This is a genomic window from Pseudoxanthomonas sp. OG2, from assembly GCF_014192765.1.
GTDB lineage: Bacteria > Pseudomonadota > Gammaproteobacteria > Xanthomonadales > Xanthomonadaceae > Pseudoxanthomonas_A > Pseudoxanthomonas_A beigongshangi.
Map to the genome: position 1 here is coordinate 83,427 of NZ_JACHYM010000002.1, position 24,065 is coordinate 107,491.

The following is a 24,065-nucleotide window of genomic DNA, read 5'->3' on the forward strand; positions in this document are numbered from 1 at the left end:
GGCTTACTCGAAGAATTTCGGGGGGATGCCGCAGGCATCGGAGATTTCGGTGGCCATCGCCGCCAGTTGGGCATCGCTGGCCGAGGGCTGGTCCTCATCCTGATCGGTGAATTCACCGTAGCCGGACAGCTCGCGCAGGCGGCGGTACTGCGAACCGTAGGCGAAGGTCATGAAGGACACGAGCCGATCCGGCGGCATGCTGCTCGGGTCGAATCCCTGCCCTTCCCCGGCCAGCGCGTTGTCGATGGAAAATCCACCCAGTTCCTTCATCGTGTCGCCGGCGCCTTCGTCCAGCAGCTTCAGCGCGGCCTGGAACTCGTCCGGCGCCTGGTCGGCGTAGGCATCGACGGCGCGCCGCTTGCGGGCCACGAACGCCGGCCGGGCGACCTGCTGGCTGAAGCAGGCGCGCTGCTTGCCATCCAGTTCCGTCTCCAGCGCCTTCGGATCCTTTTCCATCAACTGGGCGAAGATGCGATGGATCGGGAACATGTCGACCAGATACTCGGTCATCCGCTCGCGGGCCACGGCATCGACCGTGGCCGGCGCGGCCGCGGCGGTGCCGGCGCTGGCCAGCAATCCCGCGGCCAGCAGGAGACGCAGCCGCACACGGCTCACGCCGCGCGTTCCATGCTGGCGACGAAGCGGTCGAACAGCGGCGAGACGTCATGCGGGCCGGGCGAGGCTTCCGGGTGGCCCTGGAAGGAAAACGCCGGCGCGTCGGTCAATTCGATGCCCTGGTTGGTGCCATCGAACAGCGAGCGGTGGATGACCCGCACGTTGGCCGGCAGGCTGGACTCGTCGACCGCGAAGCCGTGGTTCTGCGAGGTGATCATCACCCGGCCGGAATCCAGGTCCTGCACCGGATGATTGGCGCCGTGGTGGCCGTGGCCCATCTTGAGGGTCTTGGCGCCGGCGGCCAGCGCCAGCAGCTGATGGCCCAGGCAGATGCCGAAAGTCGGGATTTTCTTCGCCACGAACTCGCGGATGGCGGCAATCGCGTAATCGCAGGGTTCCGGGTCGCCGGGGCCGTTGGACAGGAAGATGCCATCCGGATTCAGCGCCAGCGCGTCGGTGGCCGACGTCTGCGCCGGCACCACCGTCACCTCGCAGCCGCGTTCGGCCAGCATGCGCAGGATGTTGTGCTTGACGCCGAAGTCATAGGCCACGACCTTGAACTTCGGTTCGGCGTGGACGAACTCGCCGCGATCCAGATCCAGCTGGCCGTCCTTCCAGGCGTAGCGTTCGGTGGTGGACACCACCTTGGCCAGATCCATGCCCTTCAGGCCGGGGAACTTGCGCGCCGCTTCCAGCGCCTTGTCCACGTCCACGTCCGCGCCGGCCATCAGCGCGCCGTTCTGGGCGCCGCGGTCGCGCAGGATGCGGGTGAGCTTGCGGGTGTCGATGCCGGCGATGGCGACGATGCCGCGGGCGATCAGCCACTCCGGCAGCGCCACCTGGCTGCGCCAGCTGCTGGGCCGGCGCGGTACGTCGCGCACGATCAGGCCGGCGCCCCAGACCTGGCGCGCTTCGTCGTCCTGGTCGGTGCAGCCGGTGTTGCCGATGTGGGGATAGGTCAGGGTGACCAGCTGGCGGGCGTAGGACGGGTCGGTCAGGATTTCCTGGTAACCGGTCATCGCGGTGTTGAACACCACTTCGCCAACGGAAAGGCCGTCTGCGCCTACGGATTCGCCCTCGAATACGGTGCCGTCTTCGAGTACGAGGATTGCGGGTTGAGTCACGGGGTTCGCCTTGGGGTGGAGGAACCCTGCCCCTCCGACTTGCGGCTGCAAGAAACCGCGGACTCGGCGTTTTTCCGGTCCGGGGCGGTAGGTAACAGGCGAGCGGGAATTATACGGGCGAGCCCCCGCCCGCGCTACAGTTTTTTGACCGATCCACACGCCGTCCGCCGGCGGCGCGCCCGCTGTTCAGTCTGCGGGCGCGCGGGAAAGGCCGCTTTCACGGGGACCGCGTTTCCTGCGTCAGGGCGCCTCCGCGCCGTCCGCTCGCGACGTCCCGGCCGGCACCGGACGCCCCAGGCGCGAGCGCTCGAACCACCACAGCACGCCGGCGAAACACAGCCACCCCAGCCACCACGGCCAGGCGCTGCCGCGCCGCTCCGGCACGCCGCCGGTGGCCGCCACGCGCGCGGGCCGGTCACCGACCAGCCGCAGGGTGGCCTCGCGCAATGCCATCGCCCGCAAACCAGGCGCCTCGCCGGGCGCGCGGACCGCGAACGGCCATTCCGCCTCGCCCATGCGGAGCCGATGCCATCCCCCGCGCGTGGGCCAATAGCCGGCACAGCCCGCCGCACCACCGGCGGGATCCGGCAACAGGGTCGCGACGGCACCATCGGGCGCGATCACCCGCGCCTGGCCGGTGATGCCGCACACGCGCACGCGCTGACCGGCGCGTGCATCCTGTTCGAACACCGGTGCGGCGCCACCGCGCGCGCGCGCCAGGGTGGCGAAGGTTCCGCTCCACAGTTCCGCGTGCAGATCGTCGCGGCCGGCGAGCGTCAACCGGTAGGTGTCGGTCAGGGGCCACACGCCGATCCGGCCGCGTCCCTCCGCCCGCCAGCTCGCCAGCGATTTTCCCGCGGCGTCACGCACCAGGGAGACCGCGTCGGCGCTGTCATCGCGCAGATTGCGCCGGCTCAATGCCGGCGCGCCGATGGCGTCGGTATCGACCGGCGTGTCCCGGCTGCCGGCGCCCTGGCGTGCGCGCAGGCCGTCGTCATCGCGTTCGGGAACCACCAGTCGGACTTCGTTGCCGTCGCCGCCTCCGGACACCGCCAGGCCCAGTGCCCGCAGTTGCCGGCGGGAGCCGTCCGACAACGGTCCTTCCACCCGCAGCAGCACGCCCAATCCTGCGCGCACGGCGGTCACCAGCGCCGTGCGCGACCCATCACCCAGCGTGGCCCAGCTGCGATCGTCGAGCACCAGCAGGTCGAAGCGTTCGAAGGTGGCGGCGTTCAACGCGAGCGGCGCATCGCCCAGTTGCATGCCCGCGCCGACCTGGATCTGGACGTGCGGCGTCATCCCCGCATCGACCATCCAGCGACGCAGGTATTTCAGTTCGGGATTGGGCGCGGCGGCCAGCACCAGCACGCGTGGCGGCGGTTCGCCCGCCACCCGGATCGGCACCTCCACGGTCTCCACCGCACGGCGCGATCGATCGGACAACCGCAGGCGGAACCCCACTTGTCCCGGCGCGCGCGCGGTGCCGCCGACGCTGAAGTCACCTGTCGCCGACGGCGTCGCCGCATCCACCCGGCGGCCGGCCGGATCCAGCAGTTCCACCACCCCGCCCTCCAGCGCGTGCACGCGGCCGGTGACGACGAATGCGGCGCCGGGCGCAACCTGCGCCAGCGCGTCCAGGCGGACCAGCCCGCGCGGCAACGGCGTGGCGGCGAAGCGCAGGCTGTAGTCGCGTGCGGCTTCGAGATCTCGCGGTTCCAGGCCGGCGCCGACGACATGGAGTTGTCGCATGCCCGGATACCGCCGCAGCGCGGTGGCCAGATCCGGTACCCTTTCCGCATCCGGCGTGGCGGGCGCTTCAGGGAGTGCGATCACCCCATCGCCCAGAACGCGCGCGGTGCGCGGTGCCTGCGCACCGGCGGTGAGCACGGTCAGGGTGCCGCGCTGGCCTGGAACCGTTGGCGGCATCAGCGCGAAGTACAGCAGCAGCGCGTAAACCGGCTGCGCCAGCAACAGCACCAGCAGACGCCAGCGGCGCGCGGGTTCGGACGCACGCCGCTGCCACCAGAACAGGCGCGCGATGGCGAGCACGGCGGCGAGCGCGAGCAAACCCGCCAGCAGCATGGCCGGGGTCATGGCGCCCGCTCCCGTCGCAACCCATCCAGGTAGCGTTCGCCGGCGGCATCGGTGGCACGGCGTTGCACCTGTGCCGGCGGACGCGCCAGCACCGGCCACAACCGTTCGCGCAGGCGCTGGCGGCAGGCCAGGCAGGCCGGATCGCCGCGCACCGCGTCGATGGCGGCGAACAGCGACAGCGGATCGGCCACGCGGGTTTCGTTGTCGCGCAGCCAACGTTGCAGCGCGTCGAGATCCGGCGCGGCGCCTTTTGTTCCCTCCGCGGCCTCTTCCAGCGCCTTCCATGCAGCGGCGGGCACCGCGTCGCCCGTCGCCGCCGGCGCGATGGCGAGTTCGCGGCGCGCCAGTCCGTCGCGCTTGCCGGTGAGCCGGCGGCTTTCGTCGATGGGCGGCAGTTCCGGTCCCACCCGCGCCAGGTAGATGCGACTGGCCTGCTGCACTTCCTTGATGTAGCCCAGCGCCTTGTAGGCGAACGGCAGCGCCTGATCCGGACGTCCCTGGCGCAGGTGCAGCTCCGATTGCCACATCTGGTCCAGCGCCTGCTTCAGCGTCGCGCGGGTTTCGGGATCCAGCAGGGTCGCCGCTTCGGCGTGATCGTGGGTATGGCCGTATTCGGCCAGCACGTCCTGTTCCCGGCCCATGCCTTGCGGTGCCTCCGCGGAAACGGGTGCGGATGCGGTGTCGCCATGATCGTGGCCGTCGTCGTCGTGATGCGTTTCTTCGGCGTCGTTGGTCGGCGGCGGCTCGGGCTCGCCTTCGGCCTCCTCGCCCAGGAACTGGCCGTAACGCAGTCGCAGGATGCGCTGGTCCACGCCGATTTCGTCCGAACGCCGCAGGAAGCGATCCGCGGCGAGCCGGCGCTTGTCCTTCTGCAGGGCCTCGGCGTCGAGGATGATCTGGCGCTGGCTGCGGAAGTAGGCCGGCAGCACCTTCTTGACCATCCCTTCCAGCGCGCCGCTCTCGTTGCCCGCATCGGCGGGCCAGCGCAGGATCAGGCCGGGACTGCGCGCGGACTGCGGCCGTGGCTGGCGGTTGTCCGCCACCGTCAGCTGGACGATCAGATCGTCACCGACCGCGAAACCCGCCTCCGCCAGATCCAGCGCGATGTCGAAGCGCCGCGCGGTCGCGGCGCCCTTGCCGGCCACGACCCGCGTGCGTTCGCGGAACTGGATGTTCTCGCCGCTGCCCTGCGCCAGGGTCACCCGCAACTGCGCCTGCGCGGCGACGCCATGGTCGTCCTTCACCTCGAAGGACAGCGGCCAGCGACGCTGTCCCGGCGCCAGCAGGCTGAGGCCGCGATCCGGCGCCAGCACCGTGATCTGCGGCGGGCGATCGGCAATGGCGTCGATGCGATGCAGGCGAGGTGCGGGCTGCGCGGGCACGCCCTGCGGCAACACCCGGTACAGCACCGACTGGTCCAGGGTCATGCTAGCGGTCCAGAGATCGCCGTCGCGGGTCAGCGCGATGCGCCGGCCCTGATGGAAAACCAGTTCGGCCGCGGCCGGCTGCGGGGCGAAGCGCAGCGTCCAGGTCAGGCGGGAACCGGCCGGCGCGCGGGTGTCCAGGCGGGCTTCGTCGCGTGCGGTTTGCCGTGTATAGGCGGGCGGGACGATGCGCAGCTGCTGTCCGACCAGGCGCGGGACGCCGGCGACCACCGGCACTTGTTCGTCACTGGGCGCGAGCCTGGCCTGCGTCGGCTTCGGCGTCGGCCACGCCAGCAGCAGCGTGGCCGCCAGCAGGCCACCGGCCCAGCCCGCGATCAGCCAGCGCCGCGACCAGGCAGGCCGCAGTGCGGACGCGGGCACCGAGGCCAGGCGCGGTTGCAAGCGCGCGCGCTGCAAGCGCTGCAACGGATTCAGCCGCGCCGGTTCGGCGAACAGCAGATCGCTGCTGTCCTCCATCTCGCCGCGCGCGTCCAGCCGTTCCACCAGCCAATGCGCATCGAACCGGCGCGCGCGCCAGGCGGCCATCGTCGCCAGCAACACCGCGCCAGCCACGCCGGCGATCAGCACCACGCTGGCGCCACCGCATCGCCAGCCCGACAGCATCGCCACCGCCAGCCACGGCAACCCGGCCAGTGCGGTATCGAGGACCGCGCGCCGTCGCGCGGTGGCCAGCAGACCTGGCAGCACGGCTGAACTCATGGCGCGGCGCTCCGCCTGCGCGAGGTCGCCCAGCCACGTTCCAGTACCAGCAACAGCGCTATCAACATCGTCAGCCAGGGCTGCAGATCGCGGGGCGCTTGCGGATAGGCCGCCGCGCCGGACAGCGGTGCGTAGTCACGCGCGGCCACCCGCGCAGGCGCCGGCATCGGCTCGGCGAACAGTTCGCGCAGCCGCGCCGGAAACACCGGTTCCAGCAGTTGCGGCATGACCGAAGGCTGCAACGGACGGGTGAAGCGCAGTACGCGTCCCTGCCCCAGCGCGCCACCCTCGACGATCGTCGCGCCGGTTTCGTCGGTCCAGTAGGGCGTCATCGCGCCGACATCGCCGATCCGTGCCTGTGCATCCAGCAATGCCGTGCCGCCCGCAGCGATCCATCGGCGAATCGCCGGGGGAACCTCGCCCGGCGCCAGCCAGATCAATGCACGTGCATCGCCGGCCAATGGCTGCCCGGTATCCGCCACCGAGATTCGGGTCGCGATCGCGGTTCCGCCACTCCAGCTCTCGATCGCCGCGCGCAGGTAGCGCAGCGCGTCCTGCCGAGCTGGCGCATGACGCACGGACAGAACGGGCGGCTCGGTCGCGCCGCGCTGGAACGCCGATGGCGGCAAACGCGGCAGCTCGCGCCAGTCGACGGCGCGCGACAGCCGCGGGCGCTCACCGTCCGCGCCATCGAACCAGGCGGGCATCACCACCGTCAGCGCGACCTCCGGCGGCAGATCCGCATCCAGTTCGCGCAGCAGGCTGGCGGTGGGTGCCGGCGAAGCCGGCGCGGGCGAATCCAGGGGTGGAAATCCCGGCGCCAGCCAACGCGATTCCGAATCCGTTCCGCCCCACTGGCGCGCGACGCTCGCGTCCACCTCCGGCGACACCACGACCCACGGCGTTCCGCCATGCACGCCTTGCAGGACCGGCCGCGCCAGCCACAGCGCGAGCAGGGCCAGCAGCAGCAGGCGCAGGAGCAGCAACCCGCGTTCGTCGAAGCGGATGCGATGGCGTGGGCGCGGCTTCTGGCGCAGCCAGCGCAGCGCGGCGAAATCGGTCGGACGCTGTTCGCTGCGCCGCGCCAGATGAACCAGCAGCGGCAGCAGCAGCGCGCCGAGGGCCGCCAGCGCGGCGGGCAGCAGCAACGCCAGACTCATGCGTATTCCGCCGCGTCACGCGCGCCGAACAGCCGTCGCAGCGGCAGATCCAGTGGCTGATCCAGGAAGTGCTCGGCATGGCGGATGCCGCTGGCATCCAGGCGCGCCTTGAGCGCGCGCTGGGCTCCGGTAAAACGCGCCAGATAGTCGGCGCGCATCGCCGCGCCATCGCCCAGCAGTTCCTCGCCGGTTTCCGGATCCCGGAAACGGTGGCCGCCGGTGAACGGAAAATCGCGCTCCTCCACGGTGAGCAGGGTGATCACCAGCACCTCGCGCCGCGCCGCCGCCAGGCGCTCGGCGATGGCCACGCTGGCCTCGTCGAAGCAATCGCCCAGCAGCACCACCAAATCACCGGCGCCGATGCGCTCCCACAGCGGGGTAAGCTGTTCCGGCTCGGGAAACGCCCCCTGCGCGGCCAGGCCGTGCAGTTCCAGCAGCAGGCGATCGCGCTGGCGGATGCCGGTGGCCGGCGCGACCAGCCGCAGCCCGTCCGCACGCAAGGCCACCAGTCCGAACCGGTCGCCTTGCCGCAGCGCCAGTTCGCCCAGGCAGGCCGCCAGCGCCTTGGCCGCATGCAACCGCGACCAGCCGGGATTCGCGCAGTCCGCCTGCGCCATCGAGGCACTGGCGTCTATCAGGATCCACAGCGCCAGCGGGCTTTCGCGTTCGGCCTCGCGCACGAAGAAGCGATCCGAACGCGCGTACAGTTTCCAGTCGATCTGGCGCGGTTCGTCGCCCGGCTCGTAGGCGCGGTACTGGGCGAACTCCAGCCCCGCCCCGCGGCTGCGGCTGCGATGCAGGCCGATGCCCTGCCCGCCGATCGCGCGACGCGAGGTCAGCCGCAGATCCTTCAGGCGGCTCCGTACCTCGGGCGGGATCGGGTCGTACGACATCGGAGGTGGACGGTCAGGACCGTGCCAGCGGCACGTCACGCAGCAGCGCGGCAATCACGTCGTCGGCGCTCTTCTGCTCGGCTTCGGCGGCGAACGACAACAGCAGGCGATGGCGCATCACCGGCGCGGCCAGCGCGGCGACGTCCTCGCGGGTCGCGGCCAGGCGCCCGTGCAGCAGCGCCCGCGCCTTGGCAGCCAGCACCAGCGACTGCCCGGCGCGCGGACCGGCGCCCCATTTGACGTACTTGCGCACTTCCTCCGGCGCGCCATCGGCGGGGCGGCTCGCGCGCACCAGCCGGGTGATCCAGCGCAGCAGGTCCTCGCCCAGGTGGACCTGGCGCACGTACCGCTGCAGCATCAGCACGTCCGTGCCCTGCATCACCCGCGGCACTTCGCCCAACTGGCTGCCGGTGGTCTGCAGCAGGATGTCGTGCTCCTCCTGCTCGCTGGGATAGTCCACCCTGATGTGCAGCAGGAAGCGGTCCAACTGCGCTTCGGGCAGCGGATAGGTGCCGGCCTGCTCCAGCGGATTCTGGGTCGCGAGCACGAAGAACGGCGTCGGCAGCGCGTGGGTGACGCCGGCATAGCTGACGGTGCGTTCCTGCATCGCTTCCAGCAGCGCGGCCTGGGTCTTGGGCGGGGTGCGGTTGAGTTCGTCGGCCAGCAGCAGGTTCGTGAACACCGGACCGGGCTGGAAACGGAAGCGACGATGGCCGGTGCCGTGTTCCTCCTCCAGCAGTTCGGTGCCGAGGATGTCGCTGGGCATCAGATCGGGAGTGAACTGCACGCGCCGGAACTGCAGTTCCAGCGCCTGCCCCAGGGTCCTCACCAGCAAGGTCTTGCCCAATCCCGGCACGCCTTCGAGCAGGCAGTGGCCGCCGGCCAGCAGGCCGATCAACAGCTGCTCGACCACGGCTTCCTGGCCGACGATGGCGCGGCCGATGGCGTCGCGCAGAGAGGCCAGCCGATCCAGTTGCGCCCGGATGTCGGTTTCGGAAAGTTCGCTCATCGGAAATCCCGTGGAGAAGAGAGGCGGCAGGACCACGACCGCGCGGTGGCGAAGGTCCGGTTCATGAGTTCAGCGCGTACATGACGATATTGACCGCGAATCTGGTGTTGTCCTCGGCCAGGAACCGCTTGTTGCGCCAGTCGTAGTCCCATTCGCAACCATAGTCCTTGTTGCTGTAGAGCACGCCCAGGCGGCCATTGATTTCGATGCCCTGCAGGTACTCGTGGACCAGATCATCGCCCCAGCCATTGAGTTCGAAGCCGGTGGCCGGGGGACCATCGAAGGTGAAGAAGCTGCGGTACAGGGGATGTTGGTTCGGCAGCTTCTTCATCGCCTTCGCCCCGAAGATCGAGGCCATCTGCGCCTCGAACGACTTGGCGAACAGGCCATCGATGTCGTGGTTGCAGTCGTCCACGAATACAAAGCCGCCGTTGCGCACGTACCGCTCGAAGTTGCGCCGCTCGGCGGGATTGAATTCGACCAGCTTGTGCCCGGCCAGGTAACAGAATGGCGCCGACAGCACCCGCGGATCGGACAGCGCCAGCACGTGTTCCTTCGGATCCACCCGCAATTGGGTGTAGTCGATCAGCGACGTGATCAGGTTGGCCGGCATGCGCTGATCCACGTCCCAGTCGCCTGAGTCGTAGCGCAGGCGGGTGAACCAGAAATCGTAGACGGGCGCCGCCCGTGCCGCGCGGGGCGAAGCGCCGAGCAGCGCACCGGCGAGGCCGCCGGCCATCAGGCGCAGGAACTCGGCACGGGTCATGCCCGCGCCCCCGTCGCCCATGCCGCCGTGCCTTCACGCACAAGCGGAAGGCGCGGCGGGGACAAGGCGGAATCCATCAACGGCACGGGCATCTCGGAACGATACGGAATTGCGGACGCCGGCCTGTCGCGGGAAGACGCCTCCCCGCCCGCGCGGCCCCCTCCCGCCACCGGGAGAGGACGCGAACGGTTCAAACCGCGTCGGACAGCGAGGTGAAGGTGAAGTCGCGCAGCTTCATCGGCGGGATCATCATCACGAACGAGGATTCGTCACCGGCCACGCGCACCGGTTTGCCGAGTTCCTCGATGTTGTTGAGCATGATCACCGGCGACTCGTTGAAGCGGAAATTCTTCACCGGGTACTTGATCTCGCCGTTCTCGATGTAGAAGGTGCCGTCGCGGGTCAGTCCGGTCAGCAGCACGGTCTGCGGGTCGACCAGGCGGATGTACCAGGTGCGGGTGACCAGGATGCCCTTCTGGGTGCTCTTCACCAGTTCGGCCGTGGACTTGTCGCCGCCGGCCATCAGCAGGTTGCCGGGCGAGCCGACCGCGCGCTTGCCCTGCTTCTGCGCCCAGAAGCGCGAGTAGTCCAGGTTGGCGATCTTGCCGTTCTCGACGATCGCCATCTTCTCGCGCGGCAAGTTCTCGCCATCCCACGGCAGCACCGGCGCGTCCGGATGCCAGGGATCGGCGGTCAGGTTCACCCGCGGGTCATAGACCTGCTCGCCCAGCTTGTTGCCGCCGCCCTTCTTGGACAGGAAGCTGCGGCCCTCGTCGGCCTGGCGCGCGTCGAAGAAATTCATCATGAAGGAGATCAGGCCCGCGGCCGCGGCCGGTTCCAGGATCACGGTGTACTTGCCCGGCTCCAGCGCTTTGGCATCGGCCGATTCGCTGGCCTTGCGCATGGCGGTGCGGATGTCGCTGTCGGCCTTGAACGCATTGGCGTCCTTCAGGTTGCGGCCGACCCAGCCGGACCCGCGTCCGTCCTCGGTGCGCACGGTGCAGGTGTAGTCGAAGCTGGTGGCGCGCTGGTAGCCGAAGTTGCCCTTGCTGTTGGCGAAGGCGACGAAACTCTGGCCGTCCTCAAGGAAACCGGCGGCGATCAACTTCTCCGCCTTGCAGGGATCGATGGACGCCTTGGCCACCTCGGCGCGGAATTCCGGCGTGATCGCGGCGGTGGATTCGCTGAAGGTGGGACTGGCCTGGTAGGCCTGCTTGTCGATGGCCGGCATGAACTCGGGATTCTCCGGCGCCAGCCGGGCCAGATCCTCGGCACGGCGGACCACGCGTTCCAGCGCGGCATCGTCGAACTCGTTGATGGTCGCCACGCCCACGCGCTTGCCGAACGCCACCTGCACCGCCAGATCGGCGTTGCTGACGATGCCGCTGGTGGACACGTCATTGAGCGCGAAGCGGATGTTGCCGCTGATGCTGCCGCTCAGGCTTGCCGTGCACTCGTCGGCCTTGGATAGCGCGATGACCTTGTCCAGGATGGCCTTGGCCTGCGCTTCGGTAAGGATGCTCATGTTCTGGGATTCTCTCGTAGAGCGGAGCGCGCTCCGCTGCCTTTCGCTGTCGGGGACCTCGGGGTTCGGCGGAGCCGGGCAAGCCCGGCTCCACGCCTCAACCCAGGCTGCGGGCGGTATTGATCACGTTGATGCCGTTGAAACGCGCGGTGGAGGAACCGTGCGAGACCGCCGACACCTGTCCGGGCTGGCCCTTGCCGTCGAAGAACGAACCGCCCAGGCGGTAATCGCTTTCGTCGCACACCGCCGCGCAGGCGTTCCAGAACTCCGGCGTGCGGATCTGGTAGGCCACGTCCTCGATCTGCTGGGTGATCTTGCCGTTCTTGATTTCGTAGAACAGCTGGCCGCCGAACTGCGCGTTGTAGCGCTGCTGGTCGATGGAGAACGAACCGTCGCCGATGATGTAGATGCCGTTCTCGACATCCTTGATCATGTCCGCCACGCTCAGCTTCTGCTTGCCCGGCTGCAGCGAGACGTTGGCCATGCGCTGGAACTGCACGCTCGACCAGGAGTCGGCATAGCAGCAGCCGTCCGATTCGGTCTTGCCGAGGATGTGCGCCTGATCGCGGATGGTCTGGTAGTCGACCAGCTTGCCGTCGGTGATCAGGTTCCAGCGCTTGGTCTTCACGCCTTCGTCGTCGTAGCCCACCGCGCCCAGGCTGCCGGGCTGGACCTTGTCGGCGAAGAGGGTGACCTTGTCGCTGCCGTACTGGAACGCCGCCTCGCGCTTGTCCAGGGTGGCGAAGCTGGTGCCGGCGTAGTTGGCCTCGTAGCCCAGCACGCGGTCCAGCTCCAGCGGGTGGCCGACCGATTCGTGGATGGTCAGCCAGGTATGCGAGGGATCCAGCACCAGATCGTACTTGCCGGGCTTCACCGAAGGCGCCTTGAGCTTGGCGCGCGCCTGCCTGGCCGCGGCGATGGCGTCTTCCTTCATGTCGTAGGACAGGCCGTAGTTGACCACGCCGTTTGGCGAGGTCACCTTGCCGGAGGCGTCGCCGTCCAGGTATTCGAAGCCCATGCCCATCGGCGCGGACAGACCGTCGCGGGTGCGGAACTTGCCGCTGGCCTTGTCGATGGCGGTGACGGTCATCGGCACCCAGATGCGGTGGATGTCCTGGTCGATGTAGGAACCATCGGTGCTGGCGAAGTACTTCTGTTCGTTGACCAGGAACAGCATCGAGTTGACGAAATCCGCGCCGGCGTTGATCGCGGCGGCGTTGACGCCCAGCAGCAGATCCGCCTTGTCCTTGATCGGCACCGCCATCGCGTTCTTGCGGATAGGCGTCTTCCACGCCACCTCGCCCACGCCCGGCGTGGCCGCCAGTTGCACCGGCTTGCCCTGCACCTTGCTGTTGGCCTTGGCGATCGCGGCGGCCTGCTGCGCGGCCTTCGCCACGCCCTGCGCGGTCAGCTCGTGGGTGGCGGCGAAACCCCAGGCGCCGTTGGCGATCACGCGGATGCCGACACCGGTGGACTCGGTGTTGACCACGTTCTGCACCTTGTCCTCGCGGGTGATCACGAACTGGCGCAGGTAGCGTCCGATGCGCACGTCGCAGTAGCTGGCGCCCGCCTCCTTGGCCGCGGTCATGGCGGTGTCGGCCAGGCGCTTCTTCAGGCCGACATCGAGGGAGGTCTGCAATTCCTCGGCGGCGATGGCCTTGCCGAAGTAGGCCGGCAGCATCAGGCCGCCGAGGCTGAGGCCGCTGTAGGCCAGGAAGTCACGTCTGCGCAAGGCTTGCTCTCCAGCGATGAGCCCCGCAGCGCGGAGCTGGAACGGAACGGAATGAAGCGGGACGAAGCGGAATTGCGATGTGGCGGGTGCGTGCCGGATTCTTGCCGGTGGCTGAATGGTCCGTCAAATGACTTTCGGCATAGAAGCGATGCCTTCCGGCGCAATTCCCTCGGCCGCCGCGGCGAGGTGGTCCCGGCTTCGCATCGCAGCGTCCGCCCGCGTCCGTGGACGCAAGCGGCGCGCATGGTTCATCGCACCCGCGAGCGGCGGAGCGCGCGGTCGGCGATGCGAAAGCGACTCCGCTTCCCGGTTTCGTTTCCACGCGCGCCACGCCCGTCCCCGCAGGCGGATGGCTCGCTCATGCGGGCAAAGGCTCAGTCGAGCAGATCGCGGACGCGATATTGACCGGCTGCGCGGCCGGCCAGGCGCCCGGCCACATGCAGGGCGCCGCGCGCGAAGATGTCTCGGTTGGTGGCACGGTGGACCAGTTCGATGCGTTCACCCAGGCCGGTGAACTGCACCAGATGCTCGCCGACGATGTCGCCGGCACGCAGGCTGGCGTAATGCACCGGTGCGCCGGTCGAACCGGCCGCCTCGCCCAGCGTCAGCGCGGTGCCCGAGGGCGCGTCCTTCTTGTGGACGTGGTGGGATTCGACCACGTCGCAATCCCAACCGCCCAGCGCGGCGGCGGCGCGTTCGACAAGTTCGGTCAGCACCGCCACGCCCAGGCTGAAGTTGGAGGCCCACACCAGCGGGATCCGGCCGGCCGCCTGCGCCAGCGCTTGCCGCTGCTCCTCGTCCAGACCGGTGGTGCCGGACACCAGCGCCGCGCCGCGCTGCACGCACAGCGCCAGCACCGGGTCGAAACCCTCGGGCAGGCTGAAATCGATGGCCACGTCGAACGCCGGCACGCCGCCCAGCTCACTGGCGGCGAAATACGGCACGCCTTCCACCACCCGCTGCGCGGGCGATTTGCGCATCACCGCCGCGACCACCTGCAACCGCTGCGGCTGTTCGGCGGCCAGGCGCAACAGGGCCTGGCCCATGCGCCCGGAGGCGCCGTGGATGAGGATGCGGGTGGGTGTGGTTTCCATGCCCGGCATGGTAGCCGAGCCGGCCCCATGGGCGAAGATGGCGGCCTGCTTTCCTTGTGGGAGCGACGTGAGTCGCGAACGGGCCGCCAGGACTTCCTGGGTATCGCGACTCACGTCGCTCCCACAGGGCGCCCTACAGGGATGCCTCACGCCACCGCGGCAGCGATTTCCTCGCGCACCAGGGTGCCCAGCCGCGCCATGCCCTGCTCGATCTTTTCGGCCGACACGGTCACGAACGACAGCCGCAGGGTGTTCGGTTGCGGATCGACCGCGAAGAACGGCGCGCCCGGCACGAATGCGACATTCTGTTCGATCGCCCGGGCCAGCAGCGCGCCGGCGTCTACGCCTTCCGGCAGCGTGACCCAGATGAACATGCCGCCGGCCGGGCGGTTCCATTTCGCCTCGGCGGGGAAATGGCGCTGCAACGCGGACAGCATCAGTTCGCACTGATCGCCGTAGAGCTTGCGGATCTCGGGAATGTGGCGATCCAGGAACCCGCCCTGCACCGCCTCGAACACGATCCGCTGCGAGAACGACGGGGTATGCAGATCCGCCGCCTGCTTGGCCTGCACCAGCTTGGCGTGCAGCGGTTCGGGCGCGATCAGATAGCCCAGCCGCAGGCCCGGCGCCAGCACCTTGGAGAACGACCCCATGTAGACCACGTTGTCCGGATCCATCGACAGCAGGCTGGGCAACTGTTCGCCCCGGTAACTCAGCTCGCCGTACGGGTCATCCTCGACCACCAGCACACCGGCGGCGCGGGCTCGCGCGATCAGCGCGCGCCGGCGTTCCAGCGGCAGGCGCCGGCCGGTCGGGTTCTGGAAATTCGGCAGGCAGTACATGAAGCGGCCGCCGCGCAGTTGCGCCTCGTCCAGCGCATCCACCACGATGCCCTCGTCGTCGCTGCGCATCGACGAGAACGCCGGCTGGAACAGCGAGAACGCCTGCAGCGCGCCGAGATAACTGGGCGTTTCCACCAGCACCTTGCTGCCCTCGTCGATCAGCACCTTGCCCAGCAGATCCAGGCCCTGCTGCGAACCGGTGATGATCAGCACCTGGCCGGGGCGGACGGTCACGCCATCGCGGCTGTGGCGCGCGGCCACCCATTCGCGCAGCGGAGTGAAGCCTTCGGTCGGTCCGTACTGCAACGCGGCCTGCGGCGCCTCGGCAAACACCTTGTCGGTGGCCTCCTGCATGCGCGCGATCGGAAACGTGGCCGGCGACGGCAATCCGCCCGCGAAGGAAATGACTTCCGGACGTTCGGTGACCTTGAGGATTTCGCGGATCGCCGAACTGGTCAGCGCCTGCGCACGGCGGGACAGGGTGAAATGGCTGTTCATCGGCGCAGTGTAACGGGGATATCGGCGCGTGCCGTTTCGCACTGCGCCAATACGCCGCCGTACCGCGTCAGCGGCCGGCGGCCAGCACCCGGCCGATGCCGCTGGCGTCGATTTCCGCCGCCGCGCGGCGCAGGCCGTCCGCGTCCACGTCCGCATCGAAGCCGATACGGAAATGCACCTCGCCCTCCGGGGTGCGCGAGGAGTGGATCGACGACAGGCTCACGCCGTGCCGTTCGAACACGTGCAGCAGCGCCCGCAGCGAACCGGGACGATCCTCCGGCAGATGCACGCTCATCGACTGCGCGCCGGCCAGGTCGGCCAGCAGGTAGCCCAAGCGCTCGTAGCTGTAGTTGCCGTCGGCCAGCGCCCGCGCGCCCAGCGCTTCCCGGTTGCCGTCCAGGAATTCCTCGCGGAATGCCGCGCGCGCGGCGTCGCTCCCCTCGCCCACCAGCGCCGCCATCCGGCCAATCTGCGCGTGCAGCGCGGTGAGGATTTCATGCGCGTGCGGATTGCCGAACTGGATGTCCTCGTAGATCGCCGGATTCAGCGACAGGATGCGCGACAGGATCGCCGCGTCCATCTCGAAGGAGGCCGAACGGAACGGCAGCAGTTCGGCCAGCGCGCCAACCGCCGGGGCCTGTCCGCGCAGCACGCCGGCCTGGGCCAGGTGGCTGGCATGCACCATCGCCTGCACCAGCGCCATGATCCGATCATGCTGCTCGGGTTCGGCGTGGACGTACTCGCCTTCCAGCGCGCGCAGCAGCGCGTCCAGCCAGGGACGCCAGCCCTCCAGCCGCGCCTCGCAGACCACCGTCACCCGGCCCTTCAGGGTCGGCGCCTTGGGCGGCGCGGTCATCGGATGCAGGCCGACCACCTCGGCGCGCGAATGCAGCATCGCGGCGATGGGCGCGGCCTTGATCGAAGTGACGTCCAGCCACAGCTTGCCGGCTTCCGTGCCGGCGGCCAGCTCCACGTAGCGCCCGATGATCGCGGCGGTATGCCGGATCGGCGCGGAGAAAATCAGCACATCGGCGCGCTGCGCCAGTTCGGCTTCCGGCAGCGAAGCGGGATCCGCCGGGTCGTGTCCGATCACCGCCAGCCCCATCCGGGTCTCGAAGAAGCGGCGCAGCCAGCGCCCGTAGGCGCCGGCGCTGCCGACGATGCCGATCAGGGGTGGGGACACGAAAAAGGGCTCCTTGGGGGAGCCCTCATTCTAGGTCAGAGCGTCGGCGTGGATCAGGACGTCATGCGATCCCAGAAACCTTTCACGCCATCCAGGAAGGTCGCCGACTTCGGCGAGTGCTTGCGCGCCTCGTCGCCGACGAAGGTCGCCTCGAACTTTTCCAGCAACTCGCGCTGTTCGCTGGTCAGGTTGACCGGGGTTTCCACCACCACGCGGCAATACAGATCGCCTTCGCTGCGGCTGCGCACCGACTTGACGCCCTTGCCGCGCAGGCGGAACAGCTTGCCGGTCTGGGTTTCGGCGGGAATGCGGATCTCCGCCTCGCCGTTGAGCGTGGGCACGCGCACGGTATCGCCCAGCGCCGCCTGCGAAATCCGGATCGGCACCTCGCAATGCAGATCGTCGCCATCGCGCTGGAAGATCTCGTGCTCGCGCACGCGCACTTCCACGTACAGATCGCCCGGCGGGGTGCCCGGCGGTCCCGCCTCGCCCTCGCCGGTCAGGCGGATGCGATCGCCGTTGTCCACGCCGGCCGGAATCTTGACCGACAGGACCTTCTCTTCCTCCACGCGACCGGCGCCATGGCAGGTCTTGCAGGGATTCTTGATGGTCTGGCCACGGCCGCCGCAGGCCGGACAGGTCTGCTGCATGGCGAAGATGCCGCGCTGCATGCGCACGTTGCCACGGCCGCCGCAGGTGGCGCAGGTTTCGACCTGGCCGTCCTCCGAGCCCGAGCCATGGCAGGGTTCGCAGGCCACCAGGGTGGGAATCTCGATGCGCTTCTCGATGCCGGCCACGGCCTCCTCGAGATCCAGCTCCATCACGTAGCCGATGTCGGCGCCGCGACGGGCGGCGCGCGCGCCACCGCCGCCAAAGATGTTGCCGAAGATGTCGCCGAAGATGTCGCCCATGTCCGGCCCGCCGGCGCCACCACCGCCCATGCCGTGCTCGAAGGCCGCATGGCCGTGGGCATCGTAGGCGCGGCGCTTGGCGCCGTCCGACAACACCTCGTAGGCCTCCTTGCACTCCTTGAACGACGCCTCGGCGGCCTTGTCGCCGGGATTGCGATCCGGATGGAACTTCATCGCGCAGCGGCGATAAGCCTTCTTCAGCTCGTCATCGCTGGCGGTGCGGGCCACGCCCAGGACTTCGTAGTAATCGCGTTTCATCGGCAAGCAGGGATTGGAGATTCGGGATTGGGGATGGCGGACAGCATCGCAACTTCAGATACCGGAAGGGGATCCGGAAACCGGAAACGCCGTTTCCGAATCCCGAATCCCCATTCCCGATTCCCGGACTTACTTCTTGTCGTCCTTGACTTCGGTGAACTCGGCGTCGACCACGTCGTCGCCGGCGGGCTGCGCGCCCGGGGCGGCGCCGGCGTCGGCGCCGGGCTGCTGGCCGGAAGCGGCGGCCGCGTACAGCGACTGGCCGGCCTCCTCCAGCGCCTTGGACTTGGCCTCGATCTGCGCCTTGTCATCGCTCTTCATCGCCGTTTCCAGCTCGGCGATGGCGCCCTCGACCCGGCCGATCACGTCGCCCGGCACCTTGCTGCCATGCTCGGTGATGGCGGTGCGGGTGGCGTGCAGCAGGCCGTCGGCGTGGTTGCGTGCCTGCACCAGTTCGTGGAACTTCTTGTCCTCGTCGCGATGCGCTTCGGCATCGGCGACCATGCGCTGGATCTCTTCCTCGGACAGGCCCGAACCGGCCTTGATCTCGACCTTCTGTTCCTTGTTGGTCTTCTTGTCCTTGGCCGAGACATGCAGGATGCCGTTGGCGTCGATGTCGAACGACACCTCGATCTGCGGCAGGCCGCGCGGCGAGGGATCGATGCCGGCCAGATCGAAGCGGGCCAGCGACTTGTTGAAGCGGGCCTGTTCGCGCTCGCCCTGCAGCACGTGCACGGTCACCGCGGACTGGTTGTCCTCGGCCGTGGAGAAGGTCTGCGAGGCCTTGGTCGGGATGGTGGTGTTCTTTTCGATGATCTTGGTGAACACGCCGCCCAGGGTCTCGATGCCCAGGCTCAGCGGGGTCACGTCCAGCAGCAGCACGTCCTTGACGTCGCCGGCCAGCACGCCGCCCTGGATCGCGGCGCCCAGCGCCACGGCCTCGTCGGGATTGACGTCCTTGCGCGGTTCCTTGCCGAAGAACTCGGCCACCGCCTGCTGCACCTTCGGCATGCGGGTCTGGCCGCCGACCAGGATCACCTCGCTGATCTCGCTGGCGCGCAGGCCAGCGTCGTTCAGCGCGATGCGGCACGGCTCGATGCTCTTCTTGATCAGGTCTTCCACCAGCGCTTCCAGCTTGGCGCGGGTCAGCTTGATGTTCAGGTGCTTGGGACCGGACGCGTCGGCGGTGATGTACGGCAGGTTGACTTCGGTCTGCTGCGAGCTGGACAGCTCGATCTTGGCGCGCTCTGCGGCGTCCTTCAGGCGCTGCAGGGCCAGCGGATCCTTGCGCAGGTCGATGCCCTGGTCCTTCTGGAACTCTTCCACCAGGTAGTCGATGACGCGCTTGTCGAAGTCTTCGCCGCCCAGGAAGGTGTCGCCGTTGGTGGCCAGCACCTCGAACTGCTTCTCGCCGTCGACGTTGGCAATCTCGATGATCGACACGTCGAAGGTGCCGCCGCCCAGATCGTACACGGCGATCTTGCGATCGGTGCCGTCGGCCTTGTCCAGGCCATAGGCCAGCGCCGCCGCGGTCGGCTCGTTGATGATGCGCTTGACGTCCAGGCCGGCGATCTTGCCGGCGTCCTTGGTCGCCTGGCGCTGGCTGTCGTTGAAGTAGGCCGGCACGGTGATGACCGCCTCGGTGACCGTCTCGCCCAGGAAGGCTTCGGCGGTCTTCTTCATCTTCTCCAGGATGCGCGCGGAGATTTCCTGCGCGGACAGCTTCTTGCCGTCGGCGGTCGCCACCCAGGCGTCGCCGTTGTCGTGCTGGACGATGGAGTACGGCACCAGGCCGATGTCCTTCTGCACTTCGGCGTCGGTGAACTTGCGGCCGATCAGGCGCTTCACCGCGAAGAAGGTGTTCTTGGGGTTGGTGACGGCCTGGCGCTTGGCCGAGGCGCCCACCAGGACTTCGCCGTCCTTGGTGTAGGCGACGATGGAGGGGGTGGTGCGGTCGCCTTCGGAATTCTCGATGACGCGTGCCTTGCCGCCTTCCATGATCGCCACGCACGAATTGGTCGTGCCCAGGTCGATGCCGATGATCTTGCCCATTGTCGGGTTCGCTCCCTAAAAAGTGTCTGTCTTGGTCCGGCGCTGCGCCGGGGATGGTCTGGATGTGGGGTCCGGCCGGCGCGGTTCAAGCGCCGGCGGCCCGGGCATTCAGTCCTGCCTGGCCACCACCACCAGCGCGGGGCGCAGCAGGCGGTCGTTGAGCAGGTAGCCCTTCTGGAACACCTGCACCACGCTGCCGGGTGCGGCGCCGGGAGCGTCGGCCTGGCTGATGGCCTGGTGGTGTTCGGGATTGAACGGCGCGCCGACCGGGTCGAGCACGGTCAGGCCGTTGTCGCCGGCGACCTTCAACAACTGCCGGTAGGTCAGCTCCAGCCCCTCGCGCAGCGGATTGGCCTCGCCGCCGGCCGCGGCCAGCCCGGCGTCCAGGCTGTCGAAGACCGGCAGCAGGTCGCCCAACAGGCGTTCGTTGGCGAACTTGCGCGCCATCTCGATGTCGCGCGCCACCCGCTTGCGCTGGTTCTCTAGGTCGGCCCGCTCCAGCAGCGAGGCGGCCCGCAGTTGGTCCACTTCGTTGCGGAGGGTTTCCAACTCGGCGATCAGGGGGTTGTCGGCTTCTTGGGGTTCGGGCGTCTGGCCCAGTTCGGAATCGTGTTCGTTTTGGCTCATCTCGGGTCCCGTCGCGGCGGTTCCTGCCGCATGACAGGCCACTTATTGGGACGGGCTGTCGGGATTCAAGGCTGCCCCCAGCGCATCGGCCGCCGCCTGGACCACCGGGATCACCCGGTCGTAGGCCATCCGGGTCGGGCCGATCACCCCCAGCACCCCCAGCACCTGCCCACCGGCCATGTACGGGGCGGTGACCACCGAAACGCTGTCGTGGCGGGCCAGGCCGGTGTCCTCACCGATGAAGATCCGCACCCCCGGCGCGCGCAGGGTGCGCTCCAGCAACTGCAGGATCTCGCGCTTGCGGGCGAAGGTCTCGAACAGGTCGCGCAGGCGTTCCAGGTCCGACAGGTCCTGCACGCTCATCAGCCGGGTCTGGCCGGCCAGCACCACGTCGTCGCCGGGCGGCGCCAGCGCCTGCTCGGCCAGATCCACCGCCTGCGCCAGCAGCCCTTCCATCTCGCTGCGGGCGTCGCGCAGCTCGCGCAACAGGGTCGCGCGGATGTCGGCCAGCGGACGGCCGGCGAAATGGGTGTTCAGGTAGTTGGCGATCCGCTCCAGCTCCGAACGGTCGTAGACCCGGCGTGGCTCGATGACCCGGTTCTGCACGTCGTTGTCGGCGAACACCAGGATCGCCATCACCCGGCGCCCGTCCAGCGGCACGAAGTCGATGTAGCGGAAGGCGAACTGCTCGCGCCGGGGCGCGCTCACCACCCCGACGAAATGGGTCATCGCCGACAGCAGTTCCGAGGCATTGCCCAGCAGCGCCTGGGTGCCTGCCCCGGCGGGTAGTTCGGCGCGCAGGCGGGTGATCTCGCCCTCGCCCAGCGACTTCACCTGGACCAGGCTGTCCACGAACACGCGGTAGCCCTGGGCGGTGGGAATCCGTCCGGCGGAGGTATGCGGCGAGCTCAGCAGGCCCACTTCCTCCAGCTCCGCCAGGATGTTGCGGATGGTGGCCGGGCTCACGTCCAGCCCGGCCGAACGCGCCAGGGTCTGCGAACCGACCGGCTCGCCGTCGCGGATGTAACGGGAGATCAGCGCCCGCAGCAATTGGCGGGCACGGGGATCCAGCGGAGCGTCGGCGGATGCGGACATCATCGGCGAATAGATAGCCGCATCGCCCGGCGACCGCAAGCATTGAAGTGACTTCCGGCCCCTTGGCGACGGCCGGCCGGTGCGCGTCAATGGCCTTCCCGCACGGACCGATCCCGCCGCCATGGCCTATCTGCTGTTCAAGTTGCTGCACATCGTCGCCGTGGTGCTGTTCCTGGGCAACGTCACCACCGGCGTGTTCTGGGTGCGCCACGCCGCCCGTCACCGTTCCCCGCCGCACCTGGCCGAGGCGATGGCCGGGGTCATCCGCAGCGATCGGGTATTCACGGTGCCGGCGGTGCTGGTGATCATCGCCAGCGGCGGCCTGGCCGCCTGGTTGGGCGGTTGGCCACTGCTGCGCACTGGCTGGCTCGGTCTGGGCATCGGCCTGTTCGTGCTGTCCGGACTGGTGTTCGCCGCGCTGGCGCCGCTGCAGCACCGCCTGCAGGTGCTGGCCGCGCGCGCCGATACCCGCTGGGAGGATTGCCAACCGCTGCTGCGCCGCTGGAACCGCATCGGCCTCGCCAGCCTGCTGCCGGCCTGGCTGGCGCTGGCGGCGATGGTACTGAAGCTGCCCGCGTAGTCCGTCGCGGCTCCTGCGACGGCGCGCCCCGATGCTGGCGCCGCGTGCCATGCGTGTCATGGCTGGCCCTTACAATACGAACATGCTCAGACACCTCGCGATCAAGGATTTCGCCGTCGTCCGCGCCACCGAACTGGAATTCGGCCCCGGCATGACCGTCATTTCCGGAGAAACCGGCGCCGGCAAGTCGCTGCTGGTGGATGCCCTGGGTTTCCTGTCCGGCCTGCGCGCCGACAGCGGCGTGGTCCGCCACGGCGCCGAACGCGCCGAACTGTCGGCCGAATTCGCCATCGAGGCCAATGCGCCGGCACTGGCATGGCTGCGCGAACAGGAACTGGACGACGAACTGGCCTGCCAGTTGCGCCGGGTGATCCGCGCCGACGGCGGTTCGCGCGCCTGGATCAACGGCCGCAGCGTGACCCTCGGACAGTTGTCCGACCTGGCCGGGCGGCTGGTGGAAATCCATGGGCAGCACGAACACCAGGCGTTGATGGACAAGGCCAGCCAGCGCGACCTGCTGGACGGCCATGCCCGCAACGCGACCGAACGGCAGGCGGTGGCGGCCGCCGCCGACCGCTGGTCCGAACTGCTGCGGGAACGCGAGCATCTGTCCCGCCAGGGCGACGTGTCCGACCGCATCAACTACCTGGAGCACCAACTCGGCGAACTGGCGCACGAGGACCTGGCCCCAGCCAGCATCGAGAACCTGCTGGCCGGACATCGCCGCCAGGCCCACGCCGCCGGCCTCATCCAGGCCTGCGAGGCGGCGCTGGCGCGGCTGGGCGACGACGAATCGCCTTCCCTGTCCCGGCAATTGCAGCAGACCCGCGGCGAACTGGCGCGACTGGTGCAGCACGAGCCGCGCCTGGCCGAAATCGACGGCATGCTGGAAAGCGCGCACATCCAGATTGACGAGGCGCTCGGCCTGCTCGGCCAGGTCCGCGACGATCTCGACGCGGATCCGGAACAGTTCGAGGAACTGGAGCGCCGACTCGGCCGCATCCACGATCTGGCCCGCAAGCACCGCACCACACCGGACGATCTGGCGCGCGTGCGCGACGCCATCGCCACCGAACTGGACAGCCTGCGCGGCGCCGGCGAACGCCTGCTCAGCCTCAACAAGGACATCGAGGCCGCCCGCGAAAGCTGGAAATCGGCCGCCGCCCGGCTCACCCGCAGCCGCCAGCGCGCCGCCCGCGAACTCGGCAAGACCACCACCGCGCTGATTGCCGAACTCGGCATGGGCGGCGGCCGCTTCGAAATCGCGTTGGAACCCAACGAAGGCGACCGTCCCGACCCGGCCGGTGCCGAGCGGGTCGAGTTCCTGGTCGCCGCCAATGCCGGCCAACCGCCCCGCCCGCTGCGCAAGGTCGCTTCCGGCGGCGAACTCTCGCGCATCTCGCTGGCGATCGAGGTCGCAGCGCTGGGCGTGGACGCGGTGCCGACCATGGTGTTCGACGAAGTGGACTCCGGTATCGGCGGCGCGGTCGCCGACATCGTCGGCAAGAAACTGCGCGCGCTCGGCGCCCAGCGGCAGGTGCTGTGCGTGACCCACCTGCCGCAGGTCGCCGCGCAGGGCCACGCCCACTACCGGGTCAGCAAGGCCCCGGTCGACGGCATGACCCAGAGCGCGGTCGAAGTACTGACCGCCCGCCAGCGCGAGGAAGAGCTGGCGCGCATGCTAGGCGGCGTCGAGGTCAGCAAGGAAGCCCACGCCGCGGCCAAGCGGTTGCTGGCCGACGTCGCGGGCTGAGGAATCCGTTCGCACGCCCTTTTCGGGCGTCCCGGTTTCGGTCGGGACACCCGTGGAAGGGCGGAAAGGGCTCGCCGCCGGGAGGCCGCTCCCACTGCGGCTTCAGGCGT

At 69.1% G+C, this 24,065-nt stretch carries 19 protein-coding genes; 2 read left to right on the forward strand and 17 right to left on the reverse strand.

Annotated features, from left to right (window positions below):
• Positions 1 to 3: 3 nt before the first annotated feature.
• From FHW78_RS13425 to hrcA, 17 genes are all read right to left on the reverse strand, one after another.
• Complete coding sequence (locus FHW78_RS13425) at positions 4 to 615, reverse strand: hypothetical protein (RefSeq protein WP_183641559.1); 612 nt, start codon at positions 613 to 615, stop codon at positions 4 to 6.
• Positions 612 to 1,739 (reverse strand): glutamine-hydrolyzing carbamoyl-phosphate synthase small subunit, encoded by a 1,128-nt coding sequence (carA, locus tag FHW78_RS13430; protein ID WP_183641569.1) that lies wholly within the window; start codon positions 1,737 to 1,739, stop codon positions 612 to 614. Before carA ends, FHW78_RS13425 begins: the two co-directional genes overlap by 4 nt.
• Before the next feature lie 240 nt (positions 1,740 to 1,979).
• Positions 1,980 to 3,833 (reverse strand): carboxypeptidase regulatory-like domain-containing protein, encoded by a 1,854-nt coding sequence (locus FHW78_RS13435; RefSeq protein WP_183641571.1) that lies wholly within the window; start codon positions 3,831 to 3,833, stop codon positions 1,980 to 1,982.
• Positions 3,830 to 5,977 carry a DUF4175 domain-containing protein gene (locus FHW78_RS13440; RefSeq protein ID WP_183641573.1) on the reverse strand — a complete coding sequence of 716 codons (2,148 nt, stop codon included), beginning with the start codon at positions 5,975 to 5,977 and terminating at the stop codon, positions 3,830 to 3,832. The genes FHW78_RS13435 and FHW78_RS13440 overlap by 4 nt, the downstream gene beginning before the upstream one ends.
• The gene (locus tag FHW78_RS13445) at positions 5,974 to 7,137 is read right to left on the reverse strand and encodes a BatA domain-containing protein (protein ID WP_183641575.1); all 1,164 of its coding nucleotides are present in this window, start codon (positions 7,135 to 7,137) and stop codon (positions 5,974 to 5,976) included. The genes FHW78_RS13440 and FHW78_RS13445 overlap by 4 nt, the downstream gene beginning before the upstream one ends.
• Complete coding sequence (locus FHW78_RS13450) at positions 7,134 to 8,030, reverse strand: DUF58 domain-containing protein (RefSeq protein ID WP_183641577.1); 897 nt, start codon at positions 8,028 to 8,030, stop codon at positions 7,134 to 7,136. The genes FHW78_RS13445 and FHW78_RS13450 overlap by 4 nt, the downstream gene beginning before the upstream one ends.
• 13 nt (positions 8,031 to 8,043) lie before the next feature.
• Positions 8,044 to 9,039 carry a MoxR family ATPase gene (locus tag FHW78_RS13455; RefSeq protein ID WP_183641579.1) on the reverse strand — a complete coding sequence of 332 codons (996 nt, stop codon included), beginning with the start codon at positions 9,037 to 9,039 and terminating at the stop codon, positions 8,044 to 8,046.
• A gap of 61 nt (positions 9,040 to 9,100) precedes the next feature.
• Entirely contained in the window at positions 9,101 to 9,805 is a 705-nt protein-coding gene (locus FHW78_RS13460) for a DUF4159 domain-containing protein (protein WP_183641581.1), read from the reverse strand.
• Positions 9,806 to 9,995: 190 nt separating this feature from the next.
• Positions 9,996 to 11,330: a TldD/PmbA family protein gene (locus tag FHW78_RS13465; protein ID WP_183641584.1), complete on the reverse strand. Its 1,335-nt coding sequence runs from the start codon at positions 11,328 to 11,330 to the stop codon at positions 9,996 to 9,998.
• Positions 11,331 to 11,427: 97 nt separating this feature from the next.
• On the reverse strand, positions 11,428 to 13,062 hold the full coding sequence (locus FHW78_RS13470) for a TldD/PmbA family protein (protein WP_183641586.1): 1,635 nt from the start codon (positions 13,060 to 13,062) through the stop codon (positions 11,428 to 11,430).
• 374 nt (positions 13,063 to 13,436) lie between these two features.
• Positions 13,437 to 14,156: a 4-hydroxy-tetrahydrodipicolinate reductase gene (gene dapB / locus FHW78_RS13475; protein ID WP_183641588.1), complete on the reverse strand. Its 720-nt coding sequence runs from the start codon at positions 14,154 to 14,156 to the stop codon at positions 13,437 to 13,439.
• Positions 14,157 to 14,302: 146 nt separating this feature from the next.
• Positions 14,303 to 15,496: a PLP-dependent aminotransferase family protein gene (locus FHW78_RS13480; protein ID WP_183641590.1), complete on the reverse strand. Its 1,194-nt coding sequence runs from the start codon at positions 15,494 to 15,496 to the stop codon at positions 14,303 to 14,305.
• A gap of 67 nt (positions 15,497 to 15,563) precedes the next feature.
• Positions 15,564 to 16,679 (reverse strand): prephenate dehydrogenase, encoded by a 1,116-nt coding sequence (locus FHW78_RS13485; protein WP_183641593.1) that lies wholly within the window; start codon positions 16,677 to 16,679, stop codon positions 15,564 to 15,566.
• 53 nt (positions 16,680 to 16,732) lie between these two features.
• Positions 16,733 to 17,848: a molecular chaperone DnaJ gene (dnaJ, locus tag FHW78_RS13490; RefSeq protein ID WP_183641595.1), complete on the reverse strand. Its 1,116-nt coding sequence runs from the start codon at positions 17,846 to 17,848 to the stop codon at positions 16,733 to 16,735.
• A 129-nt stretch (positions 17,849 to 17,977) separates the two neighbouring features.
• Positions 17,978 to 19,900: a molecular chaperone DnaK gene (gene dnaK, locus FHW78_RS13495; protein WP_141452993.1), complete on the reverse strand. Its 1,923-nt coding sequence runs from the start codon at positions 19,898 to 19,900 to the stop codon at positions 17,978 to 17,980.
• A gap of 108 nt (positions 19,901 to 20,008) precedes the next feature.
• A complete protein-coding gene (grpE, locus tag FHW78_RS13500) occupies positions 20,009 to 20,527 on the reverse strand; it encodes a nucleotide exchange factor GrpE (protein ID WP_183641597.1) in 519 nt (172 codons plus the stop codon).
• A 42-nt stretch (positions 20,528 to 20,569) separates the two neighbouring features.
• On the reverse strand, positions 20,570 to 21,622 hold the full coding sequence (hrcA, locus tag FHW78_RS13505; protein ID WP_183641599.1) for a heat-inducible transcriptional repressor HrcA: 1,053 nt from the start codon (positions 21,620 to 21,622) through the stop codon (positions 20,570 to 20,572).
• A gap of 121 nt (positions 21,623 to 21,743) precedes the next feature.
• Here hrcA and FHW78_RS13510 point away from each other — a divergent pair, with 121 nt between their 5' ends.
• Both FHW78_RS13510 and recN read left to right on the forward strand, forming a co-directional pair.
• The gene (locus FHW78_RS13510; RefSeq protein WP_183641601.1) at positions 21,744 to 22,202 is read left to right on the forward strand and encodes a DUF2269 family protein; all 459 of its coding nucleotides are present in this window, start codon (positions 21,744 to 21,746) and stop codon (positions 22,200 to 22,202) included.
• Between the two features lie 82 nt (positions 22,203 to 22,284).
• A complete protein-coding gene (gene recN / locus FHW78_RS13515; protein ID WP_183641603.1) occupies positions 22,285 to 23,955 on the forward strand; it encodes a DNA repair protein RecN in 1,671 nt (556 codons plus the stop codon).
• Positions 23,956 to 24,065 lie beyond the last annotated feature (110 nt).

Excerpts from the sequence above, each read along its gene's own strand:
- FHW78_RS13450 (WP_183641577.1), bottom strand. The coding sequence starts at position 8,030 with ATGTCGTACGACCCGATCCCGCCCGAGGTACGGAGCCGCCTGAAGGAT.
- FHW78_RS13455 (WP_183641579.1), bottom strand. The coding sequence starts at position 9,039 with ATGAGCGAACTTTCCGAAACCGACATCCGGGCGCAACTGGATCGGCTG.
- FHW78_RS13460 (WP_183641581.1), bottom strand. The coding sequence starts at position 9,805 with ATGACCCGTGCCGAGTTCCTGCGCCTGATGGCCGGCGGCCTCGCCGGT.
- FHW78_RS13440 (WP_183641573.1), bottom strand. The coding sequence starts at position 5,977 with ATGAGTTCAGCCGTGCTGCCAGGTCTGCTGGCCACCGCGCGACGGCGC.
- grpE (WP_183641597.1), bottom strand. The coding sequence starts at position 20,527 with ATGAGCCAAAACGAACACGATTCCGAACTGGGCCAGACGCCCGAACCC.
- FHW78_RS13465 (WP_183641584.1), bottom strand. The coding sequence starts at position 11,330 with ATGAGCATCCTTACCGAAGCGCAGGCCAAGGCCATCCTGGACAAGGTC.
- recN (WP_183641603.1), top strand. The coding sequence starts at position 22,285 with ATGCTCAGACACCTCGCGATCAAGGATTTCGCCGTCGTCCGCGCCACC.
- dapB (WP_183641588.1), bottom strand. The coding sequence starts at position 14,156 with ATGGAAACCACACCCACCCGCATCCTCATCCACGGCGCCTCCGGGCGC.
- FHW78_RS13435 (WP_183641571.1), bottom strand. The coding sequence starts at position 3,833 with ATGACCCCGGCCATGCTGCTGGCGGGTTTGCTCGCGCTCGCCGCCGTG.
- hrcA (WP_183641599.1), bottom strand. The coding sequence starts at position 21,622 with ATGTCCGCATCCGCCGACGCTCCGCTGGATCCCCGTGCCCGCCAATTG.
- dnaK (WP_141452993.1), bottom strand. The coding sequence starts at position 19,900 with ATGGGCAAGATCATCGGCATCGACCTGGGCACGACCAATTCGTGCGTG.
- dnaJ (WP_183641595.1), bottom strand. The coding sequence starts at position 17,848 with ATGAAACGCGATTACTACGAAGTCCTGGGCGTGGCCCGCACCGCCAGC.
- FHW78_RS13445 (WP_183641575.1), bottom strand. The coding sequence starts at position 7,137 with ATGAGTCTGGCGTTGCTGCTGCCCGCCGCGCTGGCGGCCCTCGGCGCG.
- FHW78_RS13510 (WP_183641601.1), top strand. The coding sequence starts at position 21,744 with ATGGCCTATCTGCTGTTCAAGTTGCTGCACATCGTCGCCGTGGTGCTG.
- FHW78_RS13480 (WP_183641590.1), bottom strand. The coding sequence starts at position 15,496 with ATGAACAGCCATTTCACCCTGTCCCGCCGTGCGCAGGCGCTGACCAGT.